The sequence below is a fragment of the Pseudomonas umsongensis genome (assembly GCF_012647205.1).
Taxonomy (GTDB): domain Bacteria; phylum Pseudomonadota; class Gammaproteobacteria; order Pseudomonadales; family Pseudomonadaceae; genus Aquipseudomonas; species Aquipseudomonas umsongensis.
In genome coordinates, this window is sequence record NZ_CP051487.1 from 16070 (window position 1) to 42498 (window position 26429).

The 26429-nt window shown below is 60.4% G+C and carries 26 protein-coding genes and 1 pseudogene; 19 read left to right on the plus strand and 8 right to left on the minus strand.

Annotated elements, in window-relative coordinates; genetic code table 11:
* Positions 1–168: 168 nt before the first annotated feature.
* Positions 169–1662 carry an aldehyde dehydrogenase gene (locus HGP31_RS00075; protein WP_020797898.1) on the minus strand — a complete coding sequence of 498 codons (1494 nt, stop codon included), beginning with the start codon at positions 1660–1662 and terminating at the stop codon, positions 169–171.
* Between the two features lie 234 nt (positions 1663–1896).
* On the opposite strand from HGP31_RS00075, the gene HGP31_RS00080 reads away from it, so the two are divergent.
* On the plus strand, positions 1897–2259 hold the full coding sequence (locus tag HGP31_RS00080) for a cupin domain-containing protein (protein WP_008054608.1): 363 nt from the start codon (positions 1897–1899) through the stop codon (positions 2257–2259).
* 71 nt (positions 2260–2330) lie between these two features.
* Here HGP31_RS00080 and rpmG read toward each other — a convergent pair whose 3' ends face one another.
* A complete protein-coding gene (gene rpmG / locus HGP31_RS00085; protein ID WP_007894709.1) occupies positions 2331–2486 on the minus strand; it encodes a 50S ribosomal protein L33 in 156 nt (51 codons plus the stop codon).
* Positions 2487–2497: 11 nt separating this feature from the next.
* Positions 2498–2731 (minus strand): 50S ribosomal protein L28, encoded by a 234-nt coding sequence (gene rpmB / locus HGP31_RS00090; RefSeq protein ID WP_003176907.1) that lies wholly within the window; start codon positions 2729–2731, stop codon positions 2498–2500.
* Positions 2732–3178: 447 nt separating this feature from the next.
* Between rpmB and HGP31_RS00095 the strand changes: the two genes are divergently transcribed.
* Positions 3179–4765, plus strand: coding sequence for an ABC transporter substrate-binding protein (locus HGP31_RS00095; protein ID WP_168756992.1), 1587 nt, complete (start codon positions 3179–3181; stop codon positions 4763–4765).
* A 128-nt stretch (positions 4766–4893) separates the two neighbouring features.
* Here the strand turns inward: HGP31_RS00095 and radC are convergent, their stop codons facing one another.
* A complete protein-coding gene (gene radC / locus HGP31_RS00100; RefSeq protein WP_033041752.1) occupies positions 4894–5568 on the minus strand; it encodes a RadC family protein in 675 nt (224 codons plus the stop codon).
* Positions 5569–5704: 136 nt separating this feature from the next.
* Here radC and coaBC point away from each other — a divergent pair, with 136 nt between their 5' ends.
* The 4 genes and pseudogenes from coaBC (at position 5705) to argB (ending at position 9876) form a co-directional block, all read left to right on the plus strand.
* On the plus strand, positions 5705–6913 hold the full coding sequence (gene coaBC / locus HGP31_RS00105; protein ID WP_020797901.1) for a bifunctional phosphopantothenoylcysteine decarboxylase/phosphopantothenate--cysteine ligase CoaBC: 1209 nt from the start codon (positions 5705–5707) through the stop codon (positions 6911–6913).
* Positions 6914–6918: 5 nt separating this feature from the next.
* Positions 6919–7374, plus strand: coding sequence for a dUTP diphosphatase (gene dut / locus HGP31_RS00110; protein WP_008054604.1), 456 nt, complete (start codon positions 6919–6921; stop codon positions 7372–7374).
* A 175-nt stretch (positions 7375–7549) separates the two neighbouring features.
* Positions 7550–8953 (plus strand): annotated as a pseudogene (locus HGP31_RS00115) (phosphomannomutase/phosphoglucomutase); the annotation flags it as partial.
* A gap of 17 nt (positions 8954–8970) precedes the next feature.
* The gene (gene argB / locus HGP31_RS00120; protein ID WP_020797904.1) at positions 8971–9876 is read left to right on the plus strand and encodes an acetylglutamate kinase; all 906 of its coding nucleotides are present in this window, start codon (positions 8971–8973) and stop codon (positions 9874–9876) included.
* 179 nt (positions 9877–10055) lie between these two features.
* On the opposite strand, the gene pyrE is transcribed toward argB, so the two are convergent.
* The gene (gene pyrE / locus HGP31_RS00125) at positions 10056–10700 is read right to left on the minus strand and encodes an orotate phosphoribosyltransferase (RefSeq protein WP_020797905.1); all 645 of its coding nucleotides are present in this window, start codon (positions 10698–10700) and stop codon (positions 10056–10058) included.
* Positions 10701–10782: 82 nt separating this feature from the next.
* Between pyrE and HGP31_RS00130 the strand changes: the two genes are divergently transcribed.
* Complete coding sequence (locus HGP31_RS00130) at positions 10783–11562, plus strand: exodeoxyribonuclease III (RefSeq protein ID WP_008062840.1); 780 nt, start codon at positions 10783–10785, stop codon at positions 11560–11562.
* A gap of 167 nt (positions 11563–11729) precedes the next feature.
* On the opposite strand, the gene HGP31_RS00135 is transcribed toward HGP31_RS00130, so the two are convergent.
* Positions 11730–12098 (minus strand): DUF4870 domain-containing protein, encoded by a 369-nt coding sequence (locus tag HGP31_RS00135; RefSeq protein WP_020797906.1) that lies wholly within the window; start codon positions 12096–12098, stop codon positions 11730–11732.
* A 29-nt stretch (positions 12099–12127) separates the two neighbouring features.
* On the minus strand, positions 12128–12850 hold the full coding sequence (rph, locus tag HGP31_RS00140) for a ribonuclease PH (protein ID WP_020797907.1): 723 nt from the start codon (positions 12848–12850) through the stop codon (positions 12128–12130).
* Positions 12851–13117: 267 nt separating this feature from the next.
* Between rph and HGP31_RS00145 the strand changes: the two genes are divergently transcribed.
* The 6 genes from HGP31_RS00145 to HGP31_RS00170 all read left to right on the plus strand — a co-directional run bounded on the left by HGP31_RS00145 (position 13118) and on the right by HGP31_RS00170 (position 18422).
* Positions 13118–13981, plus strand: coding sequence for a YicC/YloC family endoribonuclease (locus tag HGP31_RS00145; protein WP_020797908.1), 864 nt, complete (start codon positions 13118–13120; stop codon positions 13979–13981).
* 10 nt (positions 13982–13991) lie between these two features.
* Positions 13992–14612 (plus strand): guanylate kinase, encoded by a 621-nt coding sequence (gene gmk / locus HGP31_RS00150; protein ID WP_020797909.1) that lies wholly within the window; start codon positions 13992–13994, stop codon positions 14610–14612.
* A gap of 167 nt (positions 14613–14779) precedes the next feature.
* On the plus strand, positions 14780–15043 hold the full coding sequence (gene rpoZ, locus HGP31_RS00155; RefSeq protein ID WP_007921129.1) for a DNA-directed RNA polymerase subunit omega: 264 nt from the start codon (positions 14780–14782) through the stop codon (positions 15041–15043).
* 57 nt (positions 15044–15100) lie between these two features.
* Positions 15101–17206 (plus strand): bifunctional GTP diphosphokinase/guanosine-3',5'-bis pyrophosphate 3'-pyrophosphohydrolase, encoded by a 2106-nt coding sequence (gene spoT / locus HGP31_RS00160; RefSeq protein WP_008062824.1) that lies wholly within the window; start codon positions 15101–15103, stop codon positions 17204–17206.
* 27 nt (positions 17207–17233) lie between these two features.
* Entirely contained in the window at positions 17234–17614 is a 381-nt protein-coding gene (locus tag HGP31_RS00165) for a RidA family protein (RefSeq protein ID WP_003229509.1), read from the plus strand.
* Between the two features lie 67 nt (positions 17615–17681).
* Positions 17682–18422 (plus strand): hypothetical protein, encoded by a 741-nt coding sequence (locus HGP31_RS00170; protein ID WP_168756993.1) that lies wholly within the window; start codon positions 17682–17684, stop codon positions 18420–18422.
* A 126-nt stretch (positions 18423–18548) separates the two neighbouring features.
* Here the strand turns inward: HGP31_RS00170 and HGP31_RS00175 are convergent, their stop codons facing one another.
* Positions 18549–19406, minus strand: a complete 858-nt coding sequence (locus HGP31_RS00175) for an SDR family oxidoreductase (protein WP_020797911.1) — start codon at positions 19404–19406, stop codon at positions 18549–18551.
* Positions 19407–19596: 190 nt separating this feature from the next.
* Between HGP31_RS00175 and exbB the strand changes: the two genes are divergently transcribed.
* From exbB to HGP31_RS00205, 6 genes are all read left to right on the plus strand, one after another.
* Positions 19597–20571 carry a tonB-system energizer ExbB gene (gene exbB, locus HGP31_RS00180; protein ID WP_168756994.1) on the plus strand — a complete coding sequence of 325 codons (975 nt, stop codon included), beginning with the start codon at positions 19597–19599 and terminating at the stop codon, positions 20569–20571.
* A gap of 6 nt (positions 20572–20577) precedes the next feature.
* Positions 20578–21006, plus strand: a complete 429-nt coding sequence (gene exbD / locus HGP31_RS00185) for a TonB system transport protein ExbD (RefSeq protein WP_020797913.1) — start codon at positions 20578–20580, stop codon at positions 21004–21006.
* Complete coding sequence (locus HGP31_RS00190; RefSeq protein ID WP_033045205.1) at positions 21003–21752, plus strand: TonB family protein; 750 nt, start codon at positions 21003–21005, stop codon at positions 21750–21752. Before exbD ends, HGP31_RS00190 begins: the two co-directional genes overlap by 4 nt.
* 174 nt (positions 21753–21926) lie before the next feature.
* On the plus strand, positions 21927–22856 hold the full coding sequence (locus tag HGP31_RS00195) for a hydrogen peroxide-inducible genes activator (RefSeq protein WP_008064487.1): 930 nt from the start codon (positions 21927–21929) through the stop codon (positions 22854–22856).
* An 8-nt stretch (positions 22857–22864) separates the two neighbouring features.
* Positions 22865–24940, plus strand: coding sequence for an ATP-dependent DNA helicase RecG (recG, locus tag HGP31_RS00200; protein ID WP_020797915.1), 2076 nt, complete (start codon positions 22865–22867; stop codon positions 24938–24940).
* A gap of 78 nt (positions 24941–25018) precedes the next feature.
* On the plus strand, positions 25019–26419 hold the full coding sequence (locus HGP31_RS00205; RefSeq protein ID WP_020797916.1) for an aminoacyl-tRNA deacylase and HDOD domain-containing protein: 1401 nt from the start codon (positions 25019–25021) through the stop codon (positions 26417–26419).
* The last annotated feature ends 10 nt before the right edge of the window (positions 26420–26429 follow it).

Consider the following 26429-nt stretch of genomic DNA (forward strand, 5'->3'; position numbering starts at 1 on the left):
TGGGTCGCGAAGCGGCCCCAAAACCTGCAACAGCGGAGTATCGATACACCGCTTGCACTGGCTTTGCGACTGCTTCGCAGCCGAACGGGGATAAATCCCCTCACCACAAAGGCTCGCTCCCACAGGGGGTCTGCGTTGAGCCCCGGCATAGCCAGGGCTCGCGTCACATTACAACTTGATCCAGGTCGCCTTCAGCTCGGTGTACTTGTCGAACGCATGCAGCGACTTGTCGCGACCGTTGCCGGACTGCTTGAAGCCACCGAACGGCGCCGTCATGTCGCCACCATCATACTGGTTGACCCAGACGCTACCGGCACGCAGTGCGCGGGCGGTCAGGTGAGCCTTGGAGATGTCGGCAGTCCACACCGCGGCGGCCAGGCCGTAAGGCGTGTCGTTGGCGATGGCGACGGCTTCTTCGGCGCTGTCGAAGGTGATGACCGACAACACTGGCCCGAAGATTTCTTCCTGGGCGATTTTCATCGCGTTGCTTACGCCGTCGAAAATGGTCGGCTCAACGTAGGTGCCCCCCGATTCCTGAAGCGTACGCTTGCCACCGGCCACCAGTTTGGCGCCGTCGGCATGGCCAGACTCGATGTATGACAGCACAGTGTTCATCTGCTGGGTATCGACCAGCGCGCCGACATTGGTCGCCGGATCCAGCGGGTTGCCAGGCTTCCAGGTCTTCAAGGCTTCGATCACCAGCGGCAGGAATTTATCCTTGATGGAGCGTTCCACCAGCAGGCGCGAACCAGCGGTGCAGACTTCGCCCTGGTTGAACGCGATGGCGCCCGCAGCGGCTTCGGCGGCTTCTTGCAGGTTCGGTGCATCGGCGAACACGATGTTGGGGCTCTTGCCACCGGCTTCGAGCCAGACGCGCTTCATGTTCGACTCGCCGGAGTAGATCAGCAGTTGCTTGGCGATCTTGGTTGAACCGGTGAATACCAGGGTGTCGACATCGTTGTGCAGGGCCAAGGCCTTGCCGACGGTGTGACCGTAACCCGGCAGCACGTTGAGCACGCCTTTCGGAATACCGGCTTCGACGGCCAGGGCAGCGATGCGGATGGCAGTCAGCGGGGATTTTTCCGACGGCTTGAGGATCACCGAGTTACCGGTGGACAGCGCCGGGCCGAGTTTCCAGCACGCCATCATCAACGGGAAGTTCCACGGCACGATGGCACCGACAACACCGACTGGCTCGCGAGTGACCAGACCCAGTTGATCGTGCGGGGTTGCCGCCACTTCGTCGTAGATCTTGTCGATGGCTTCGCCGCTCCAGCTCAGTGCTTGCGCCGCGCCAGGAACGTCGATGTACAGGGAGTCGCTGATCGGCTTGCCCATGTCCAGGGTTTCAAGCAGGGCCAGCTCTTCGGCGTGCTGTTTCAGCAGGCCGGCGAAACGAATCATGGTGGCTTTGCGCTTGGTCGGCGCCAGGCGCGACCAGACGCCAGAGTTGAAGGTGGCGCGGGCGTTTTCAACAGCGCGCTGGGCATCGGCGGCGTCACAGCTGGCGATCTTGCCCAGCAGGCGCCCATCGACCGGGCTGATGCACTCGAAGGTCTCGGCGGAGACGGCATCGGTGTATTCACCATTGATGTAGGCGCGGCCTTCGATCTTCAGATCGCGAGCGCGTTGCTCCCAGTCGGCACGAGTCAGGGTGGTCATGCGAGTGTCCTCCTCTTATTGAATACGACACCCGCGTTCTTCGCGGGCGCTGTCAGGAATTCTGCCCGGCCAGCCAGCTTGCGGCCCAAGGCAACCACCACCCTAAACCAGCGGCAGGTGAAGTTTCAATATATTTGACATAACACCGGCAAACGGCCTTGCGATGTTCATTTTAATAAACATAGACTTAAACATTACCAGCCACTCGCACCGCAAAGACGGGGGAATACAATAATGAGCATCCAGAACATCGTAGACTTCAGCCAGGCCACCACTGCCGTCGAACGCTATCGCCCAGACCCGGCGAAAGTTCTCAAAGGCGATCCCGAGCAAGCCGTGTACAACCACTACAACAGCCCTTGCGGACAGTTGAATGCCGGTGTGTGGGAAGGCGCGGTCGGCCAGTGGCTGGTGAATTTCACCGAGCACGAATACTGCGAAATCGTTCAGGGTGTTTCTGTGTTGCGTGACAACGACGGCAACAGCAAAACCGTACGCGCGGGCGATCGCTTCGTGATCCCGGCAGGCTTCCGTGGCACCTGGGAAGTGCTGGAGCCGTGCCGCAAGATCTATGTGGCGTTTGAACAGAAAGCCTGATTTTTTTGCAGGCAGCAAAAAAGGCCCGTATCTCGCGATACGGGCCTTTTTCGTAAGTCAGGAAAAATCAATTACTTGATTTTGCCTTCCTTGTAGATCACGTGCTTGCGAACAACCGGATCAAATTTCTTGATCTCGATTTTGTCCGGAGTAGTACGCTTGTTCTTGTCGGTAGTGTAGAAATGACCAGTACCGGCGCTCGAAATCAAACGAATCAATTCACGCATGATTAGCTCCCTTAGATCTTGCCAGCGGCGCGGATTTCGGCCAGCACGACAGTGATGCCACGCTTGTCGATGATGCGCATGCCTTTGGCAGATACGCGCAGACGCACGAAACGTTTCTCTTCTTCAACCCAGAAGCGGTGATGCTGCAGGTTCGGCAGGAAACGACGACGGGTTTTGTTATTTGCGTGGGAAATGTTATTCCCAGTCACCGGACCCTTACCGGTAACTTGACAGACTCTCGACATGCCTCAGCCCTCTAAAACCACATGCCCAACCCGGCATGGGTTGGCCGCTTAATCTCTCAGTCATTTGGCGCCAGGCGCCGCGTTTCTTTAAGGGTCTTACCGGCTACACCTACAAACGAAGGAACCGGGCCCCTAGAAAAGAGCGCTGCTTTATACCAGAAAGACTAGAGAGCAACAACATTCAGTGTGCGCTGAGTTGATAAAAACCCTGTTTTTCAGGCGCCAGGCGCCTTGGATCAAGGCTATCGTCGCTTGCGACCGCTCGTCGCAGAGAATCTGCGCAACAAGCCGATCCAGCTTTTTCCCAACCAGCGCTCGCCAGAATCGATCGGCTATAGTCCCCTGAAAACGAAAAAGGGGATAGTCATTTGCAATCCAGCCCACTAGGGTAAGCCTTTTCCAGACTGCACTTGCAGATGGGCCTTCGATCTGTAAAGGAACCCGACCATGCGCCTCGCTGCCCTACCGCTGTTGCTTGCCCCGCTCCTGCTGGGCCCACAGGCCTACGCCGCCGCCCTGAGCGTCTGCACCGAGGCCAGCCCCGAAGGGTTCGATGTGGTGCAATACAACTCGCTGACCACCACCAACGCTTCGGCTGACGTGCTGATGAACCGATTGGTGGACTTCGACAATGCCAGCGGCAAAGTTGTCCCCAGCCTCGCGGACAGTTGGGAGGTCACACCGGATGGCCTGACCTACATCTTCAAGTTGCACCCCCAGGTGAAATTTCATCGCACCGACTACTTCAGCCCAACGCGTGAACTGACCGCCGAGGACGTGAAGTTCAGCTTTGACCGGATGCTCGATCCGGCCAACCCATGGCACAAAGTCGCCCAGAGCGGCTTCCCCCATGCTCAGTCGATGCAATTGCCCGCACTGATCAATAAGATCGACGCACTGGACCCCCTGACCATACGCTTTACCCTGGATCACCCGGACTCCACCTTCCTCGCCACCCTGAGCATGGGCTTCGCCTCGATTTACTCGGCCGAGTACGCTGACAAGCTGATGAAAGCCGGCACGCCGGAAAAGCTCAATAACCAACCGATCGGCACTGGCCCGTTCGTATTCACGCGCTTCCAGAAGGACGCCACCGTTCGCTACAAAGCCAACGCCGAGTACTTTGGCGGCAAGCCCTCGGTCGATCCGCTGATCTTTGCCATTACCCCTGACGCCAACGTGCGCTTGCAGAAATTGCGCCGCAATGAATGCCAGATTGCGCTGTCGCCCAAGCCTCTGGATGTCCAGGCGGCGCTGAAGGAGCCGACGCTGAAAGTCGAAAAGACTGACGCCTTCATGACCGCCTTCGTTGCCATCAACAGTCAGCACCCGCCTTTGGACAAACCCGAAGTGCGCCAGGCGATCAACCTCGCCTTCGACAAGGCCAACTACGTCAAGGCCGTGTTCGAAGACACCGCTGAACCCGCCAACGGCCCCTACCCGCCCAACACCTGGAGCTATGCGAAAACATTGCCGGGTTACCCGCATGACGTCGAGAAAGCCAAGGCGTTGATGGCTAAGGCCGGGCTCAAGGAGGGATTCCAGACCACCATCTGGACCCGTCCTTCCGGCAGCCTGCTGAACCCTAACCCGAGCCTCGGCGCTCAACTGCTTCAGTCCGATTTGGCGGAAATCGGCATTCAGGCCGAAATCCGCGTCATCGAATGGGGTGAGTTGATTCGCCGCGCCAAAGCTGGCGAACACGACTTGCTGTTCATGGGCTGGGCGGGTGACAACGGTGACCCGGATAACTTCCTCACGCCGCAGTTTTCCTGCGCAGCCGTCAAGTCCGGCACCAACTTTGCGCGCTATTGCAACCAGGACCTGGACAAGTTGATCAATGCCGGCAAGACCACCGGTGAGCAAGGCGTGCGCACCAAGCTCTACGAACAGGCCCAGACGCAGATCCAGCAACAGGCACTGTGGCTGCCCCTGGCGCATCCAACCGCCTTCGCCCTGACCAGCAAGGCCGTCGAGGGATACTCGGTCAGCCCGTTTGGGCGACAGGATTACTCGAAGGTCAACATCAAATAGGCCACCCGACACAAAACCCTGTAGGAGCGAGCATGCTCGCGATGGTCGTCAACGATGACAAGGGCCGCCTGAAAGAAAGCGGTGCCCCTACCACCATCGCGAGCATGCTCGCTCCTACACGGGGGGGGTCACATCCACCCGTACTCCGCCATCGACAGCGGGTTGCCATCGCCAATGATGAAATGGTCGAGCACCCGCACATCGATGAGGTCCAGCGCCTTCTGCAGGCGCTTGGTCAGCATCCGGTCAGCCTGGCTGGGGTCAGTGTTGCCTGACGGATGGTTGTGACAGAGGATCAGTGCCGCCGCATTGTGAGCCAATGCACGCTTGACCACTTGCCGCGGGTGAACGCTGGTGTTGTCTATCGAGCCACGAAACAGCACCTCAAACGCCAGGACCTGATGCCTGGAGTCGAGAAACAGGCAGCCAAATACCTCGTGGGGCTCATGACGCAGCATCGACTTGAGGTATTCACGCACCGCCTGCGGATTTTCCAGTGCCGATTTTTCGCGCACACGCTCAGCCAAGTGACGCCTGCTCATTTCCTGAGCAGCCTGCAACTGCGCGAATTTCGCCGGACCGAGCCCCAACTGCTTGCTGAACGTTTCCTGGTCGGCCTCCAACAGCAAACGCAGGCTGCCAAACTGATTCAACAGGTGTCGCGCCAGATCGACGGCACTTTTACCCACCACGCCAGTTCGTAAAAATATCGCCAGCAACTCGGCGTCCGAAAGACTTCCCGAGCCCTGTTCAAGCAACCTCTCCCGCGGCCGTTCCGACGCCGGCCAATCGCGAATACTCATAGCACCTCCCTGTCTGTGGGCGCCGCTGTTCCGTAGCGGTCGCTGTGATATCGTAGCCCATCTTTTTTGCGGGCGATTTCACTCCTGGGGAGGGGGTATCGCAACGCAGTCATCAACGAAAATGAAAGGCAGGCCTATGCAGCGGCTGTATCGGAAACGCATTGTTCTGGGCGTCGGCGGCGGTATCGCTGCCTACAAGAGCGCCGACCTGGTTCGCCGCCTGATCGATCAGGGCGCGGAAGTGCGCGTGGTCATGACCCGTGGCGGCGCTGAATTCATTACTCCGCTGACCATGCAGGCCCTGTCCGGGCATCCAGTGCACCTGGACCTGCTGGACCCGGCGGCCGAAGCGGCGATGGGCCACATTGAGCTGGCCAAATGGGCCGATCTGGTGCTGATCGCCCCCGCCACCGCGGATTTGATCGCGCGCCTGGCCCAGGGCATTGCCGATGACCTGCTGACTACGCTGGTGCTGGCCACCGACGCAGTGGTTGCCATCGCTCCGGCGATGAACCAGGCCATGTGGCGCGATCCGGCCACCCAGGCCAACCTGCAAACCCTCGAAAACCGTGGCATCAAGGCCTTCGGTCCAGCTTCGGGCAGCCAGGCCTGCGGCGACGTCGGCCTTGGGCGCATGCTCGAAGCGACGGAGCTGGCTCAATGCGCGGCAGACTGCTTCCAGCGCCAGGCATTGACCGGCAAGCACGTGCTAATCACCGCCGGCCCTACCCAGGAAAACATCGACCCGGTGCGCTACATCACCAACCACAGCTCCGGAAAAATGGGCTTTGCCCTGGCGGAAGCGGCGGTTGAAGCCGGCGCCCGCGTAACCCTGATCACGGGCCCGGTGCATCTGCCGACCCCGGACCGTGTTACGCGCATCGACGTAGTCAGCGCCCGCGACATGCTCGCCGCGTGCGAAGCGGCGATTCCTTGCGACCTGTTTATCGCCTCGGCAGCGGTCGCGGACTACCGCCCAGAAGTCGTCGCACCACAGAAACTCAAGAAAGATCCTACGAACGGCGACGGCTTGTTGCTACAAATGGTGCGCAACCCGGACATCCTGGCCAGCATCGCTACACGCCCCGACCGTCCGTTCAGCGTCGGTTTCGCCGCCGAAACCGAACACCTGCTCGACTACGCTGCCCGCAAGCTGAAAGACAAGAACCTCGATTTGATCGTCGCCAACGACGTCGCCAACCCGAGCATTGGCTTCAACAGCGAAGAAAACGCCTGCAGCGTAATCGACCGTGAACTTCACGCCACACTCTTCGCCCAGACCAGCAAGAGCAAGATTGCTCGCCAGCTGATCACTTTTATCGCCGAACGTCTGAACCAGGTTTAATTTACATGCACGCTTTGCAAGCCAAGATCCTCGACCCCCGCATCGGTACCGAATTTCCGCTGCCACAGTACGCCACGCCAGGTTCCGCCGGCCTCGACCTGCGCGCCATGCTGGAGCAGGACATCGTGATCAAGCCGGGTGAAACGGTACTGATCCCCACTGGCCTGTCGATCTACATCGGCGACCCGAACCTGGCGGCGCTGATCCTGCCGCGCTCCGGCCTGGGCCATAAACACGGTATCGTCCTGGGCAACCTGGTCGGACTGATTGACTCCGACTACCAGGGACCGCTGATGGTCTCCTGCTGGAACCGTGGCCAGACCGACTTCACCATGGCCGTCGGCGAACGCCTGGCGCAGCTGGTGCTGGTGCCGGTGGTGCAGGCGCATTTCGAGATGGTTGAAGAGTTTGTCGAAACCCAGCGTGGTACCGGCGGTTTCGGTCATTCCGGCAGTCACTGATACGTTCGCTATACCTCTGAAATCAATGGATTGAACGGCCCAAAGCCGCTCGCGTCGCTGGCATGGCCTTTTCGCACCACGAACTCTGGGCGAAAAACGCCGTCATACCTTTCAGTTTGAACCTGCCGTCGAGTCGTTCGCAGGCAGGTCCAGCCACTTTCAATATGGAGCATTTCCCCAGATGAGCACCCCAGTGCGCGTTGCCCCCAAGTTCCCCGACAGTATTTTCCGTGCCTATGACATACGCGGCACCGTCCCGGAATTTCTCAACGCCGAAACGGCTTACTGGCTCGGTCGCGCCATCGGCGCACAGAGCCTGGCCCAGGATGAACCGAATGTATCCGTTGGCCGTGACGGTCGCCTGTCCGGCCCCGAGCTGGTTGAACAGCTGATTCAAGGCCTGGCCGACAGCGGTTGCCACGTCAGCGACGTCGGCCTGGTGCCAACGCCCGCGCTGTACTACGCCGCCAACGTGCTGGCCGGCAAATCCGGGGTGATGCTCACTGGCAGCCACAACCCAGCGAACTACAACGGCTTCAAGATCGTCATTGCCGGGGATACCCTGGCCAACGAACAGATCCAGGCCCTGCATGACCGCCTCAAGACCAACAACCTGACCAGCGGCAAGGGCAGCATCACCCGGGTCGAGATCCTTGATCGCTACAACACCGAAATCGTCCAGGACATCAAACTGGCCCGTCGCCTGAAAGTCGTGGTGGACTGCGGCAACGGTGCAGCCGGCGTGATCGCCCCGCAATTGATCGAGGCGCTGAACTGCGAAGTCATCCCGCTGTTCTGCGAGGTCGATGGCAACTTCCCTAACCATCACCCGGACCCGGGCAAGCCTGAAAACCTCGTCGACCTGATCGCCAAGGTCAAGGAAACCAATGCGGATATCGGCCTGGCTTTCGACGGCGACGGCGACCGCGTCGGCGTGGTGACCAACACTGGCAGCATCGTTTTTCCGGACCGCCTGTTGATGCTGTTCGCCCGTGACGTGGTGGCGCGCAATCCGAACGCCGAAATTATCTTCGACGTTAAATGCACTCGCCGCTTGATCCCGCTGATCAAGGAATACGGTGGTCGTCCGCTCATGTGGAAAACCGGTCATTCGTTGATCAAGAAAAAAATGAAACAATCCGGCGCCCTGCTGGCCGGCGAAATGAGCGGGCACATCTTCTTCAAGGAGCGCTGGTTCGGTTTCGACGACGGTATTTACAGCGCCGCGCGGTTGCTGGAGATCCTGAGCAAGGAGAAATCCACGGCCGAAGAGTTGTTCGCGACCTTCCCGAACGATATTTCTACGCCGGAAATCAATATCCATGTGACCGAAGAGAGCAAATTCAGCATCATTGATGCATTGCACGACGCGAAGTGGGGCGAAGGCGCCGACCTGACCACCATTGACGGCGTGCGAGTCGACTATGCCAAAGGCTGGGGCCTGGTTCGCGCTTCCAACACCACACCGGTGCTGGTCCTGCGTTTCGAGGCCGATGACGAGGCAGAACTTTCGCGCATCAAGGACGTTTTCCACGTCCAGTTGAAGCGTGTTGCACCTGATCTCCAACTACCGTTCTGATTCACCCGGAGCCCTGAATGACCCTCGAACGCGAAGCCGCCGCCAACACCGCCAAGGTCCTGTCCGAAGCGCTGCCTTACATTCGCCGCTATGTCGGCAAGACACTGGTGATCAAATACGGCGGCAACGCGATGGAAAGCGAGGAGCTGAAAACCGGCTTCGCCCGCGACATCGTGTTGATGAAGGCCGTGGGCATCAACCCGGTCGTGGTTCACGGCGGCGGCCCGCAAATCGGCGATCTGCTCAAGCGCCTGTCGATCGAGAGCCACTTCGTCGACGGCATGCGCGTTACCGATGCCGCTACCATGGACGTGGTCGAGATGGTCCTCGGTGGCCAGGTCAACAAGGACATCGTCAACCTGATCAACCGTCATGGCGGCAGCGCCATTGGCCTGACCGGCAAAGACGCCGGGCTGATTCGTGCGAAGAAACTGACCGTCACCCGCCAGACCCCGGAGATGACCCAACCGGAGATCATCGACATCGGCCAGGTGGGCGAAGTGGTCGGGATCAACACCGAGCTGCTGAACCTGCTGGTCAAAGGCAACTTCATCCCGGTGATCGCGCCAATCGGCGTCGGCGAAAACGGCGAGTCGTACAACATCAATGCTGACCTGGTGGCCGGCAAAGTCGCCGAAGCGCTGAAAGCCGAGAAGCTGATGCTGCTGACCAACATCGCCGGCCTGATGGACAAGGCGGGAACGGTCCTGACCGGCTTGACCACCCAGCAAGTCGACGACCTGATCGCCGACGGCACCATCTATGGCGGCATGCTGCCCAAGATCCGTTGTGCTCTGGAAGCGGTCCAGGGTGGCGTGGGCAGCTCGCTGATCATTGACGGTCGGGTACCGAATGCGATTCTGCTGGAGATCTTCACCGATACCGGTGTGGGCACCCTGATCAGCAATCGCAAGCGTCCGTAAGCGATAGCGCACAAAAAAGCCCCCGCTCAGCCTGGCTGAACGGGGTCTTTTTTTGCCCACGATCCCTATGAAACCTGAATATCCCTGTAGGAGCTGCCGCAGGCTGCGATCTTTTGACTTGGCTTGTAAAAAACAGGATCAAAAGATCGCAGCCTGCGGCAGCTCCTACAGGGATCGTGTTAAACGCCGAATTGCGCGCGATAGGCTTCAACGGCTGGCAAATGCTGCTTGAGCTGCGGATCGTCGGCGAGGAATTCCAGCACCTGGTTCAGCGAAACGATGCTGATCACGGGAATACCGAAATCACGCTCCACTTCCTGGATCGCTGACAACTCACCGTTGCCACGCTCCTGACGGTTCAGGGCGATCAGCACGCCGGCCGCCTTGGCGCCGTCCTGGGAGGCGATGATCTGCATCACTTCACGGATCGCGGTGCCAGCGGTAATCACGTCGTCGATGATCAGCACATTGCCGGTCAGCGGCGCGCCGACCAGGCTACCGCCTTCACCGTGAGCCTTGGCTTCCTTGCGATTGAAGCACCATGGCAGGTCACGACCGTGATGTTCGGCCAATGCCACTGCAGTGGTCGCCGCCAAAGGGATCCCTTTGTAGGCCGGACCGAACAGAACATCGAAGCCAATACCGCTTTCGGCAATGGCTGCAGCGTAGAAACGACCCAGCTGCGCCAAGGCCGAACCCGAGTTGAACAGGCCCGCATTGAAGAAGTAAGGACTGGTGCGCCCGGACTTCAGGGTGAACTCACCGAAGCGCAAAACGCCGCGATCGATGGCAAAACGAATGAAATCGCGCTGATACGCTTGCATGAAAAAAACCCCAAATACCACGGATTTAGCTAATTAGGTTGACGCCGTGTATCATACACGCACGCGATTTTTGGGGCCATTTATGCGGATCATCAGTGTGAACGTCAATGGTATTCAGGCTGCAGTCGAGCGAGGTTTGCTCAGTTGGCTGCAGGCACAGAATGCCGACGTCATCTGCCTGCAGGACACCCGTGCCTCCGCCTTTGAACTGGACGATCCAGCCTTCCAACTGGATGGATACTTCCTTTATGCCTGCGACGCCGAAGTTCCCGCCCAAGGCGGCGTGGCTTTGTACTCGCGGTTGCAACCGAAGGCTGTCATCAGCGGTCTCGGTTTCGAGACGGCAGACCGCTACGGGCGCTACCTGCAAGCAGATTTCGACAAAGTTAGTATTGCAACCCTGCTGCTTCCTTCCGGGATGAACGGCGATGAGGACTTGAACCAGAAGTTCAAGCTCATGGACGACTTCGCCAAGTACCTGGACAAGCAGCGGCGCAAACGCCGCGAGTACATTTATTGTGGTTCGCTGTATGTGGCGCAACAGAAACTGGACATCAAGAACTGGCGTGACAGCCAGCAATCCCCGGGTTTCCTGGCGCCTGAACGCGCCTGGATGGACGAGATTGTCGGCAACATGGGTTACGTCGATGCCCTGCGCGAAGTCAGCCGTGAAGGCGACCAGTACAGCTGGTGGCCGGATAACGAACAGGCCGAAATGCTCAACCTCGGCTGGCGCTTCGATTACCAGATCCTGACCCCGGGCCTGCGCCGCTTCGTACGCAGCGCGCGCCTGCCACGTCAGCCACGGTTCTCGCAACATGCGCCACTGATCGTGGACTACGACTGGACGCTGACCATCTAAGTGTCAGATGCAAAAAAGCCGACAGCGATGTCGGCTTTTTTATGGGTGATTAGTTTTCTGTCGGAGCGAGCCTGCTCGCGAAGGCGGAGTGTCAGTTAATACAAATGTCGCCTGGCACAATGCTTTCGCGAGCAGGCTCGCTCCCACAAAAAGATCTTCGCTGATCGTTATTTGATCAACCGCCAGGTGAACGGATACCGATATGGCACCCCTTCATTGGCTTTCACACCACCGATGATGGTCAAGACCAGCGCCCCAATCGCCACCAGGCCGAACAGGAAAAACCCGATAATCACCAGCATCAGCAGCAAGCAAATGGCGGAAGCAATGGCGACCGTGATCTGAAAGTTCAGCGCCTCCTTGCCCTGCGCGTCGATGAACGGGTCCATCTCGCGCTTCATCTGCCACAGAACCAGCGGGCCGATCAGCGTACCGAATGGAATCCAGATCCCCAGCAAGGCGGACAAGTGACAAAACATAGCCCACTGCCGAACCTCTTTGCTCGGGGTGGGAAGTAGCTGTTGCTCTTCACTCATGGCGCCCTCCTTGCCTACAGGTATCCAGATCAGTCGGCCAGTGCAGCCTTTTGCAGATCAAAGATTTCGTTCATGCCTTTTTTCGCCAGTTCCAGCATGGCGTTCAGCTCTTCAGGCTGGAACGGCGCGCCTTCGGCAGTGCCCTGGACTTCGATGAAGCCGCCAGTGCTGGTCATCACCACGTTCAGGTCGGTCTCGGCCGCCGAATCTTCCAGGTAGTCGAGGTCGAGCACAGGTTCGCCTTGATACATGCCCACCGACACGGCGCCGATCATTTGCTTGAGTGGGTCGCCGCCTTTCAGGCCGCCACGCTTCTTGATCACTTTCAAGGCATCGACCAGGGCAACCATGGCGCCGGTGATGGAGGCGGTGCGCGTGCCACCGTCAGCCTGGATCACATCGCAGTCAACGTACAGGGTGATGTCACCCAGCTTGGACATGTCCAGCGCAGCGCGCAGGGAACGGCCGATCAGGCGCTGGATCTCCAGGGTACGGCCGCCTTGCTTGCCGCGGCTGGCTTCACGCTGGTTACGCTCGCCGGTGGCGCGCGGCAACATGCCGTACTCGGCCGTCAACCAGCCCTGGCCCTGGCCCTTGAGGAACCGCGGCACGCCGTTTTCGACGCTGACGGTGCAGATGACCTTGGTATCACCGAACTCGACCAGTACGGATCCCTCGGCGTGTTTGGTGTAGTTGCGGGTAATGCGGATCGAGCGGAGCTGATCGGCAGCGCGACCACTTGGACGTTTCATAAGGGATACCTGTACGGGGACGGAAAACTGCGGAGCATTATAGAGCCGCCAGACACGACTGGGCACTTCTAAAAAAATCCTCGGACGAGCGAAGGCTCTGCACAGCCCGCTGCCGACGACCTGCAGGCCTTTGTCACACCGTGTGTTTGGGCGCATCCACGCCACTGCGCTACAATCCTGCGCCTTTGCTGCCAGTCGGCTTAAATTCATTCATATCGGATTGCCGGAACGTCAGTTGCGCGCCGATCTGCATTGCGAGGTACCTCCATGGTGCACAGCATGACCGCCTTCGCCCGCGTCGAGAAAGCCGGGGGCCAGGGTACCCTGAGCTGGGAGCTGCGTTCGGTCAACAGCCGCTACCTGGAACCCCACTTGCGCCTGCCGGAGTCCTTCCGCGACCTCGAAGGCGCCGTACGCGAAGCGCTGCGCCAGGCTGTCTCCCGAGGCAAGCTCGAATGCACCCTGCGCTTCACCGAAGAAAATACCGGTAAACCACTGCAGGTGGACCAGGCACGCGCAGCACAACTGGTTGCGGCCGCCGAGACCATTGCCAGCCTGATCAAGAACCCGGCTGCGCTCAACCCACTCGAAGTGCTGGCCTGGCCCGGCGTATTGGTGGGCGACGCGACCGACCCGCAAGCGCTGAACGCCGAGGCACTGGCACTGTTCAACCAGGGCCTCAAAGAGCTCAAGGCCGGCCGCGAGCGCGAAGGCGCGGAGCTGGCACGGCTGATCAACGATCGCCTGACGTCCATTGAAGAAGACGTGGTGACCCTGCGCGAACTGGTTCCGCAGATGCTCGCCACCCAGCGCCAGAAAGTGCTCGACCGCTTTGCCGACATGAAGGCCGAGATGGACCCGCAGCGCCTGGAGCAGGAAATGGTCATGCTCGCGCAAAAAAGCGACGTCGCCGAAGAACTGGATCGCCTGAGCACTCACATCATCGAAGTTCGCCGGGTGCTCAAGTCCGGCGGCGCCGCCGGTCGGCGCCTGGACTTCCTGATGCAGGAACTCAACCGCGAAGCCAACACACTGGGCTCCAAAGCCTTCGACCCGCGCAGCACCCAGGCTGCGGTCAACCTCAAGGTGTTGATCGAGCAGATGCGCGAACAAGTGCAGAATATTGAGTAAGGCAAACCCCATGACCCATAGCACCGGCACCCTCTACATCATTTCCGCGCCTTCGGGCGCCGGCAAGACCAGCCTGGTCAAGGCCTTGATCGACGCCCAGCCGCAGATCCAGGTTTCCGTTTCCCACACCACCCGCGCGATGCGCCCGGGCGAAGTGGATGGCGTGAACTACAACTTCGTCTCGCGCGAACAGTTCGTGAAGATGATCGAGCACGGCGATTTCCTTGAGCGCGCCGAGGTGTTCGGCAATCTCTACGGCACCTCGCAGAGCCATCTGCAGCAGACGCTGGACGAAGGCCATGACCTGATCCTGGAAATCGACTGGCAAGGCGCCGAGCAGGTGCGCAAGCTGATGCCCCAGGCGCGCTCGATCTTCATCCTGCCGCCGAGCCAGGAGGCCCTGCGCCAGCGCCTGGACAACCGCGGCCAGGACAGCAACGAGATCATCGAAGGTCGCATGCGCGAAGCCGTCAGCGAAATGAGCCACTACGTCGACTACGACTACCTGATCATCAACGACGATTTCGCCCACGCACTGGACGACCTGAAGGCGATTTTCCGCGCCAATCAGTTGCAACAAAAACGCCAGCAGCAACGTTTTGGCAAATTACTGGCTGAATTACTCGGCTAAAGAGCTCTTCCCAAAACAGCTGCAAGGGCTTTACATTGGCACTTGCAGCGCGTTGAAGAGCTTGGTCAAAAAATCAGCGCTTCCCTAAACGCTGGTGATTTTTTAAACTGTTGAGTCCGCTCGCCCATCCGGGCAGCGCGCATATTGCATTTGCTACGAGGAAGACCATGGCCCGCGTAACCGTTGAAGACTGCCTAGAACACGTGGATAACCGCTTTGAGCTGGTCATGCTCTCTACCAAGCGTGCCCGTCAACTGGCCACCGGCGGCAAAGAGCCGAAAGTAGCATGGGAAAACGACAAGCCTACCGTCGTCGCCCTGCGTGAAATCGCTGAAGGCCTGATCGACTACGCAGCTATCGCCGAAGCCGAAATCGTTGAAGATGAACCGCTTTTCGCTGCATTCGAGGACGAGTCCAACGAGGCCGTCTAAGCCTATGCCTGGTCGACGTAGCACGGCGCGGGAACACAGCTTGCGGCAGGAGTCATCATGCCGAGCATAGACGCCCTCGCCGATCGCTTATCGACCTACCTCGGCAAAGACCAGGTCAACCTGGTCCGCCGAGCGTATTTCTACGCCGAACAAGCCCACGACGGCCAACGCCGCCGTAGCGGTGAGGCGTACGTCACGCACCCACTTGCGGTGGCGAATATTCTTGCGGACATGCACATGGACCATCAGAGCCTGATGGCGGCCATGCTGCATGACGTGATCGAAGACACCGGCATTGCCAAGGAAGCGCTGCAAGCGCAATTTGGCGAAACCGTGGCCGAACTGGTCGACGGGGTCAGCAAACTGACCCAGATGAACTTCGAGACCAAGGCCGAAGCCCAGGCTGAAAACTTCCAGAAAATGGCCATGGCCATGGCGCGCGACATTCGCGTGATCCTGGTCAAGCTGGCCGACCGCCTGCACAACATGCGCACGCTGGAAGTGCTGTCCGGCGAAAAGCGCCGGCGCATCGCCAAGGAAACCCTGGAAATCTATGCACCCATCGCCAACCGGCTGGGCATGCACGCCATCCGCATAGAATTCGAAGACCTCGGCTTCAAGGCCATGCACCCGATGCGTTCCGCGCGAATCTACCAGGCGGTCAAGCGCGCCCGGGGCAACCGCAAGGAAATCGTCAACAAGATCGAAGAATCCCTCAGCCATTGCCTGGCCATCGATGGCATCCAGGGCGAGGTCAGCGGGCGCCAGAAACACCTCTACGGCATCTACAAGAAGATGCGCGGCAAGCGTCGGGCCTTCAACGAGATCATGGATGTATATGCATTCCGGATCATCGTCGACAAGGTCGATACCTGCTACCGCGTGCTGGGTGCTGTTCATAATTTGTACAAACCGTTGCCGGGGCGCTTCAAGGATTACATCGCGATCCCCAAGGCCAACGGCTATCAGTCGCTGCACACCACGCTGTTCGGCATGCACGGTGTTCCGATCGAGATCCAGATCCGCACCCGCGAAATGGAAGAGATGGCCAACAACGGCATCGCCGCCCATTGGCTGTACAAATCCAGCGGCGACGAGCAGCCAAAAGGCACGCATGCGCGCGCGCGCCAGTGGGTCAAGGGCGTACTGGAAATGCAGCAACGGGCCGGCAACTCGCTGGAATTCATCGAAAGCGTGAAGATCGACCTGTTCCCGGACGAGGTCTACGTGTTCACGCCAAAGGGCCGGATCATGGAGCTGCCCAAGGGCTCCACGGCGGTCGACTTCGCCTACGCGGTGCACACCGACGTCGGCAACAGCTGCATTGCCTGCCGGATCAACCGTCGCCTCGCGCCGCTGTCCGAACCGTTGCAAAGCGGTTCCACGGTCGAGATCGTCAGTGCTCCCGGCGCACGGCCGAACCCGGCGTGGCTCAATTTCGTGGTTACCGGCAAAGCACGCACCCATATTCGCCATGCGCTGAAACTGCAGCGCCGTTCCGAGTCCATCAGCCTGGGCGAACGCTTGCTGAACAAGGTGCTCAACGGCTTCGACAGCTCGCTGGAAAAAATCCCGGCCGAGCGCGTGAAAGCGATGCTTGCCGAGTACCGCCTCGAACTGATCGAAGACTTGCTTGAAGACATCGGCCTGGGCAATCGCATGGCCTACGTCGTCGCCCGACGCCTGCTTGGCGAAGGCGAGCAGTTACCCAGCCCCGAAGGCCCGTTGGCGATCCGCGGCACCGAAGGCCTGGTCCTCAGCTACGCCAAGTGCTGCACACCGATCCCGGGCGACCCGATTGTCGGTCATTTGTCCGCGGGCAAGGGCATGGTCGTGCACCTGGACAACTGCCGCAACATCAGCGAAATCCGCCACAACCCGGAAAAATGCATCCAGCTCTCGTGGGCCAAGGATGTCACCGGCGAATTCAACGTCGAACTGCGCGTTGAGCTGGAACACCAGCGCGGCCTGATCGCCCTGCTGGCCAGCAGCGTCAACGCGGCCGACGGCAACATCGAAAAAATCAGCATGGATGAACGCGATGGTCGCATCAGCGTGGTCCAACTGGTGGTCAGCGTGCACGACCGTGTGCACCTGGCCCGTGTGATCAAGAAACTGCGCGCCCTGACCGGGGTGATCCGCATCACCCGCATGCGCGCGTAGCCACCCATCCATTACAAGGAGTCATTCATGACCAAGACTGTTATCACCAGCGACAAGGCCCCGGCCGCCATCGGTACTTACTCCCAGGCGATCAAGGCTGGCAACACCGTCTACATGTCGGGCCAGATCCCTCTGGACCCAAAAACCATGGAACTGGTCGAAGGCTTCGAAGCACAGACCGTCCAGGTGTTCGAGAACCTCAAGGCCGTGGCCGAAGCCGCCGGTGGTTCGTTCAAGGACATCGTCAAATTGAACATCTTCCTCACCGACCTGAGCCATTTCGCCAAGGTCAACGAGATCATGGGCAAATACTTCGACCAGCCTTACCCAGCACGCGCCGCCATTGGCGTTGCGGCCCTGCCAAAGGGTTCGCAGGTTGAAATGGATGCCATCCTGGTCATCGAGTAACGCGTCTGGCGCAGCCAATGGCTGCGCCGACCGCTCTGCAGTAAAGAAAGCCTGAAAGGATTCCACCATGCGCAAAGCGCTTGTTCTCTCGCTGCTCGCCCTGTTTTTGGGCGGTTGTGCCAGCAACCCTGCCGACCGTGATATCAGCGGCACCTGGATCAACCAGGCGGCGATCGATGCTGCAGCCAAAGGCGGCCCCCTGCGTGAAGCCCTCCAGGCCTATGGTCCGAACCTGGAGTGGGACGTCAACACCAAAGCCAGTCAGGCCCGCTACACCAATGGTTTTGAAAATGTCGAAGGCAAGTTGCTGGGCGAACAGTCCGGCGCCTGGAAAGTCGACTTTTATGGCAGCTCTGCCAGCGAGCTCAAGCGTGACGGCAAGCAACTGAGCCAGGCCGCCAGCGACAACGAACCCGAGCAGGTCTTCGACCGCGCATTGATTCCGGTTCCGGATGGCGCACCGATGGGTGCCAGTTTCGAACGCGCGCTGTACACGGCGTACATGGGCGGTAGCTGGAAGGTCGTCAGCGGCCCCGGCGAAGGCAATAGCGTGCAGTTCCAGGCCGACGGCCAGGTCATCGGCTTGCCGGAAGCCGATCGCTATGCGCTGTGCCTGGCGGGTGATTGTGCATCGATGAGCGGTGGCAACGACAACATGTGGTTGCAACTCAACGGACAAGGAAACCCCTGGATCTTTGCACGCAAAGGCAAGGAACTGGAAATCTTCCAGGCGGTGAATACCGCCCAGGCAGACGAAATGCCCCAGTACACACCGGGCAATCGCAAGTGGCTGCTGGAAAAACAGTAATCCACACATGCCCCATGTGGGAGCGAGCCTGCTCGCGAAAGCGGTGTATCAGTCGACATAAATGTTGAATGTTACGGCCTCTTCGCGAGCAGGCTCGCTCCCACGATTGATTCGGGCGTCTGGCAGTTAACAATTCCCTTCAATGATCGCCGCATAACCCTCGCGAAAACTCGGATACTTCGGCATCCAACCCAACGCCTTCGCCCGCGCGTTACTACAACGCTTGCTCCCGGTGCGGCGCACAGTGGCGTCCTCCGCCCATTCGGTCACACCCATGTACTCGCGCAACCAGCCCACCACATCCGCCAGCGCGGCGGGTTCGTCATCAACACCTATATAGACATCGTCCAGTGCCACTCCACGCCGGTCCGCCTCGAGCAGACACGCCATCAAGCCGGCGGCGTCATCGGCATGAATTCGATTGGCGTACAGCGGCGGATCGATCGCCACGCGATACCCGCGGCGAACCTGGGTCAGCAACCATTCACGACCCGGGCCGTAGATACCGGTCAAACGCACGATACTGGCCGGGATGCCGCTATTGAGAGCAATCTGCTCCGCTTCAAGCATCACTCGCCCCGAGTAACCCGCCGCCACGGCTGGCGAAGTCTCATCAATCCACTCGCCCTGCTGCTGGCCGTAGACACTGCTACTGGAAACGAACAACAAGCGATTGGGCACCTGGCCATAGTCGTCCAGCCACTCCAGCACATGCTGCAAGCCCTGGACATAAGCGGCCCGATAACCCGCTTCATCGTGATCGGTGGCGGCCGCGCAATACACCAGGTAATCCACCGCACCGACCGGCCAAGTTGCCGGGCAGTCCTTGTTGAACAGGTCGCCGGCCACTCCGACAACCCCGTCGGGCAGGCGCGAAACGTCACGGCGCAGGCCATGGACTTCCCACCCGCCAGCCAACAACTGCGTGGCCAGGCGACTGCCGACATCACCGCAACCGGCGATCAAAACAGAGGGTGCGGACATCAGAAAACTCTCCTTGAAAATGGACAAACCAGCGCTGGCAATGGACGAGCGGCTAGCAATGCAGGAAAAAAAGAGACGCTATTACTTCTGTTAACAAGAATTACTTGCAATAATGCGGACCACTTTTGTTCTCGGCCTTACGAGGCCTGGAAGAACATTAACCGTCTTTTTCCTTCAGGTCCGGCCCAGCATGACACGTATTCAACTCTCCGCTTCGCCAACCAAACGACCTCGCGCCTGGAGCGCGGTGGCCGCCCTGCTACTCAGCCTGATGCTGGCGCCAACCGCCACCTTTGCTGACGCACAAGCCCCCGCCACCCCGACTGCCGCCGCCGCACCTGCCCAGGCCGACCACGCCGGCCCGGCAGCGGCGCCGGTCGCGACCGATCCTGCCCAGGCAGTACCGGCAGACGCGATTGGTGAAGAAGCTCCCGAAGTCCTCGAGGCCGACAACACCCTGGGCATGGCCCATGACCTGTCGCCGTGGGGCATGTACCAGAACGCCGACATCATCGTGAAAATCGTGATGATCGGCCTGGCCATCGCCTCGATCATCACCTGGACCATCTGGATCGCCAAGGGTCTTGAGTTGATGGGCGCCAAGCGTCGCCTGCGCGGTGAAATCGCCCAGCTGAAAAAGTCCGCCTCCCTCAAGGAAGCCAGCGCCACTGCGGCAAAGGAAGGCACCCTGGCCAACCTGCTGGTCCATGATGCCCTCGAAGAGATGCGCCTGTCGGTCAACAGCCGTGAAAAAGAAGGCATCAAGGAGCGCGTCAGCTTCCGCCTTGAGCGCCTGGTAGCGGCTTGCGGTCGCAAAATGAGCAGCGGCACCGGCGTGCTTGCCACCATCGGTTCCACAGCGCCGTTCGTCGGCCTGTTCGGTACCGTATGGGGCATCATGAACAGCTTCATCGGCATCGCCAAGACCCAGACGACCAACCTCGCCGTCGTCGCCCCCGGCATCGCCGAAGCCCTGTTGGCCACGGCTCTGGGCCTGGTTGCAGCGATCCCTGCGGTGGTGATCTACAACGTGTTCGCCCGCTCCATCGCCGGTTACAAAGCGCAGGTCTCCGACGCGTCGGCAGAGGTCCTGCTGCTGGTCAGCCGCGACCTCGACCACCAGCCTGAGCGCAGCTCACATCCGCACATGGTGAAAGTGGGGTAATCGGCCATGGGCCTGCATTTGAAAGAAGGGGCAGACGACGATCTGTCCGAAAACCACGAAATCAACGTCACGCCGTTCATCGACGTGATGTTGGTGCTGCTGATCATCTTCATGGTGGCGGCCCCGCTGGCTACCGTAGACATTAAGGTCGACCTGCCCGCGTCCACCGCCAAGCCGGCGCCACGGCCGGAGAAACCGGTGTTCCTCAGCGTCAAGGCTGACCAGCGCCTGTTCCTCGGCGAAGACGAAGTGAAGGTCGAAGCACTTGGCGCCACGCTCGACGCCAGGACCCAGGGCAAGAAAGACACGACGATCTTCTTCCAGGCCGATAAAGGCGTGGATTACGGCGACCTGATGAGCGTGATGGACAATCTGCGCGCCGCCGGTTACCTGAAGGTGGGCCTGGTCGGACTCGAGACGGCAGCCAAGAAATGATCAATACGCGCCATAAGCTGACGCGTTACAGCGGTAGCCTGGCCATCGTGCTGGGCGTTCACGCGCTGGCCATCGCACTGGCCGTGAACTGGACTGCCCACCCGCCCATCGAATTACCACCTCAGGCAATGATGGTCGAACTGGCACCGCTTCCCGCCCCGCCACCGCCTGCACCGCCGAAGGTCGTCACGCCACCGCAGCCGCCCGCTCCGGTTGAAGAATTGCCGATACCCAAGCTTGCCGAAGCGCCGAAGGCCGAGATTGCCGTGCCCAAGCCGGTAAAACCCAAGCCGAAGCCTCAGCCGCCCAAACCGGTAGAGAAGAAGCCTGATCCGCCAAAGGAAAAGCCGTCGGAGGAGAAACCCGCCGACACGCAGCCGACCCAGGCGCCGACGGAGAAGTCCGCACAGCCCGCACCAGGCCCTTCAGCGGCTCAAGTCGCGGCCAAGGCGAGTTGGCAAGGCGCATTGCTGGCGCACTTGCAAAAGTACAAGAAGTACCCTGCCAGTGCACAGGCACGGGGCAAGGAAGGCATGAACCGTCTGCGTTTCGTGGTGGACGGCGAAGGCAACGTCCTGTCTTTCGAGCTGGTGGGCGCTTCGGGCACAGCCGATCTGGACCGGGCGACCCTGGACATGATCCGCCGTGCCCAACCGCTGCCCAAGCCGCCGGCCGACATGCTGACCAATGGCTCCATCGAAATCGTTGCACCCTTTGTGTACTCGATCGACAAGCGCCGACGCTGATCACACCGGCCATCCAGGCCCCTGGCTCTGCAAAAGGCACCGATAAGGTGCCTTTTGCATATCTGGATACGGCAAACCGGTATTGCCCTGTGTTACACGCCACATACCTTCTGATAACGTGCGTCTATCGATTGCAGCCGGTATGCTTGGCTCGCAACTTCATGGACGCTTGCTATGACCCTCACAGAATTACGCTACATCGTTACCCTCGCCCAAGAACAACACTTCGGCCATGCCGCCGAGCGTTGTCACGTCAGCCAACCAACCCTGTCGGTGGGCGTGAAAAAGCTTGAAGACGAACTCGGTGTGCTGATTTTTGAGCGCAGCAAAAGCGCCGTGCGCTTGACCCCGGTTGGCGAAGGGATCGTCGCCCAGGCGCAAAAAGTACTCGAGCAGGCCCAGGGCATTCGCGAACTGGCCCAGGCTGGCAAGAACCAGCTGACCGCGCCGCTCAAGGTCGGCGCGATCTATACCGTCGGCCCATACCTGTTTCCGCACCTGATTCCACAACTGCACCGGGTTGCCCCGCAGATGCCGTTGTACATCGAGGAAAACTTCACCCACGTGCTGCGCGACAAACTGCGCAATGGCGAACTCGACGCGATCATCATCGCCCTGCCGTTCAACGAAGCCGACGTGCTGACCTTGCAGCTCTATGACGAGCCGTTCTATGTCCTGATGCCGGCCCAGCACCCATGGACGCAGAAAGAATCCATCGACGCCAACCTGCTCAACGACAAGAGCCTGCTGCTGCTCGGCGAAGGGCACTGCTTCCGCGACCAGGTACTCGAAGCCTGCCCGACACTGGCCAAGGGCAACGACGGCGCCAAGCACACCACGGTGGAGTCCAGTTCGCTGGAAACCATCCGCCACATGGTGGCCTCCGGCCTCGGCATTTCAATCTTGCCGCTGTCGGCGGTCGATAGCCATCACTACGCCCCCGGCGTGATCGAGGTTCGACCACTGTCGGCGCCGGTGCCATTCCGCACCGTAGCCATTGCCTGGCGTGCGAGCTTCCCGCGACCCAAGGCCATTGAAATTCTCGCTGACTCCATTCGCCTGTGCTCGGTGGCCAAACCCGCCGCACCGGTAACGGCCGGTTAAGCCACGCCATGACTGAGTTGTCGCAAGTGTCGGTGACGGCACTCAAGGGTGTCGGCGAAGCCATGGCCGAAAAACTGGCCAAGGTCGGCCTGGAGAATCTCCAGGACGTTCTGTTTCATTTGCCATTGCGTTACCAGGATCGCACTCGCGTAGTGCCGATCGGCGCACTGCGCCCAGGGCAGGACGCCGTCGTCGAAGGCACCGTCAGCGGCGCAGACGTGGTCATGGGCCGACGCCGCAGCCTTGTCGTGCGCATGCAGGACGGCACCGGCGGCCTGAGCCTGCGCTTCTATCATTTCAGCAATGCACAGAAAGAAGGCCTCAAGCGCGGCACGCGGATTCGCTGCTACGGCGAAGTGCGGCCCGGCGCCTCGGGGCTGGAAATCTACCACCCGGAATACCGCGCCATCACCGGCGACGAACCACCGCCCGTGGATGAAACCCTGACCCCGGTGTACCCGCTCACCGAAGGCCTGACCCAACAGCGTCTTCGACAGCTGTGCATGCAAACCCTGACTTTGCTCGGCCCGAGCAGCCTGCCCGACTGGCTGCCGAAGGAATTGGCCCGCGACTACCAATTGGCGCCGCTGGCCGATGCGATCCGCTACCTGCATAACCCGCCTGCCGATGCTGACGTCGACGAACTCGCCTTGGGTCATCACTGGGCCCAGCACCGCCTGGCCTTCGAAGAGCTGCTGACCCATCAACTGTCCCAGCAGCGCCTGCGCGAGAGCATGCGTGCCCTGCGCGCGCCAGCGATGCCGAAAGCCACGAAGCTGCCCGGCCAATATTTAGCCAACCTCGGCTTCACCCCGACGGGCGCGCAGCAACGGGTGGGCAACGAAATCGCCTACGACCTCAGCCAGCACGAACCCATGCTGCGACTGATTCAGGGCGACGTTGGCGCGGGCAAGACCGTGGTCGCCGCGTTGGCTGCACTCCAGGCGCTGGAAGCCGGTTATCAAGTCGCCCTGATGGCGCCCACCGAAATCCTCGCCGAGCAGCACTTCATCACCTTCAAGCGCTGGCTCGAACCGTTGGGTATCGAAGTCGCGTGGCTCGCCGGCAAGCTCAAGGGCAAGAACCGTGTCGCCGCGCTTGAGCAGATCGCGGGCGGTGCGCCGATGGTGGTCGGCACCCACGCGCTGTTCCAGGACGAAGTACAGTTCAAGAATCTCGCGCTGGCGATCATCGACGAACAGCACCGTTTTGGCGTACAGCAGCGCTTGGCGCTGCGGCAGAAAGGCGTCGGCGGGCGGATGTGTCCGCACCAACTCATCATGACCGCCACGCCGATCCCCCGGACGCTGGCCATGAGCGCCTACGCCGACCTCGACACCTCGATCCTCGACGAACTGCCCCCCGGCCGTACTCCGGTGAACACGGTGCTGGTCACTGACACCCGGCGCGTCGAAGTGATCGAACGAGTGCGCGGTGCTTGCGCCGAAGGGCGTCAGGCCTATTGGGTGTGCACGCTGATCGAAGAATCGGAAGAGCTGACCTGCCAGGCCGCTGAAACTACGCACGAAGACCTCACCGCCGCCCTCGGCGAATTAAAAGTCGGCTTGATCCATGGACGCATGAAGCCTGCCGAAAAAGCGGCGGTGATGGCCGAGTTCAAGGCCGGCAACCTGCAACTGCTGGTCGCCACCACAGTCATTGAAGTCGGCGTGGACGTACCCAACGCCAGCCTGATGATCATCGAAAACCCCGAACGCCTGGGCCTGGCGCAACTGCACCAGTTGCGCGGCCGCGTGGGGCGGGGCAGCGCGGTCAGCCATTGCGTGCTGCTTTATCATCCGCCGTTGTCCCAGATCGGACGTCAGCGACTGGGTATCATGCGCGAAACCAACGACGGTTTTGTGATTGCCGAAAAAGACCTCGAACTGCGCGGCCCCGGCGAAATGCTCGGCACACGGCAAACCGGCCTGCTCCAATTCAAGGTCGCCGACCTGATGCGCGATGCCGACCTGCTGCCTGCCGTACGCGACGCCGCCCAGGCCTTGCTGGAACGCTGGCCTGACCATGTCAGCCCGTTACTCGACCGCTGGTTGCGCCACGGGCAGCAATACGGCCAAGTGTGAGCAGCGTCTCAGTTTCCAGGCGATGGCTTTGAGCAAGCTGGTTATACTCCTGAAATTGTTTTGGAACGGATACAGACCATGACCGAAGTTGCCCTCGCACCTGCTGCCCCGCACGCTCCGTCGGTCATTCGGCTGCTGCTGGACAAAATGGGCATTACCTTCGAAGAAGTGCTCGACCATCACGGCCTGAACGCTGCGCGCAAAGTCCAGGCCGTGCTGCTCGATGACAGTGTCGGCGCGCTGATGGTGCTGTATCCGCAGAGTCAATTGCTGGACCTCAATCGCCTGACCGAACTCACAGGCCGCCGCCTCACAGCCGTGTCGACCGAGCGTCTGCAGAAAATGCTCGGCAAACACAGCCTGAGCCTGCTGCCGGGCCTGCCATCGCTGACCAGTTCACCCTGCCTGTATGAAGAAAGCCTGTTGCGCGAACCCATGGTGCTGGTCAATTCGGGGGAGCCGGGCGTGCTGCTGGAGATCACCAGCGAAGCCTTCAGGTCCATGCTGACCAAGGCCAGCGCCGCCAACTTCGGCGAGAACCTGAGCAGCATCCGCCCCAACCTTGATCGCCCTGACGATGACCGCGATGAGATCTCCCAAGCCGTCCAGGCGTTCACGGCGCGACGTATCCAGCAACGACTGGAAGCGACCATCGAGATTCCACCGCTGGCCGAAACGGCGCAGAAGATCATCAAGCTGCGCGTCGACCCTAACGCCACTATCGACGACATTACCGGCGTGGTCGAAACCGACCCGGCCCTCGCCGCACAAGTGGTGAGCTGGGCCGCATCGCCGTACTACGCCTCACCGGGCAAGATTCGTTCGGTAGAAGACGCGATCGTCCGGGTACTGGGTTTCGACCTGGTGATCAACCTGGCGCTGGGCCTGGCCCTGGGAAAAACCTTGAGCCTGCCCAAGGACCGCCCGCAACACAGCACTCCGTACTGGCAGCAATCGATCTACACGGCCGCGGTCATCGAAGGCCTGACCCGGGCCATGCCCCGCACCCAGCGCCCGGAAGCGGGCCTGACCTACCTGGCGGGCCTGCTGCACAACTTCGGCTACCTGCTGCTGGCCCACGTGTTCCCGCCGCACTTCTCGCTGATCTGCCGTCACATGGAGGTCAACCCACACCTGTGCCACAGCTACATCGAGCAACACCTGCTCGGCATCAGTCGCGAACAGATCGGTTCATGGCTGATGCGCTACTGGGACATGCCGGAAGAACTCACCACCGCGCTGCGCTTCCAGCACGATCCAAACTACGACGGCACCTACGCCGAATACCCGAACCTTGTTTGCCTGGCCGTACGCCTGCTGCGCAGCCGGGGCATTGGTTCGGGACCGGACGAAGATATCCCGGACGCCCTGCTCGAACGTCTCGGCCTGAGCCGTGCTAAAGCCGAAGACGTTGTCAGCAAAGTGCTGGAGGCTGAAGTGTTATTGCGTGAGCTGGCGTCGCAATTCAGTCAACCCTAAAAGCTTCGCG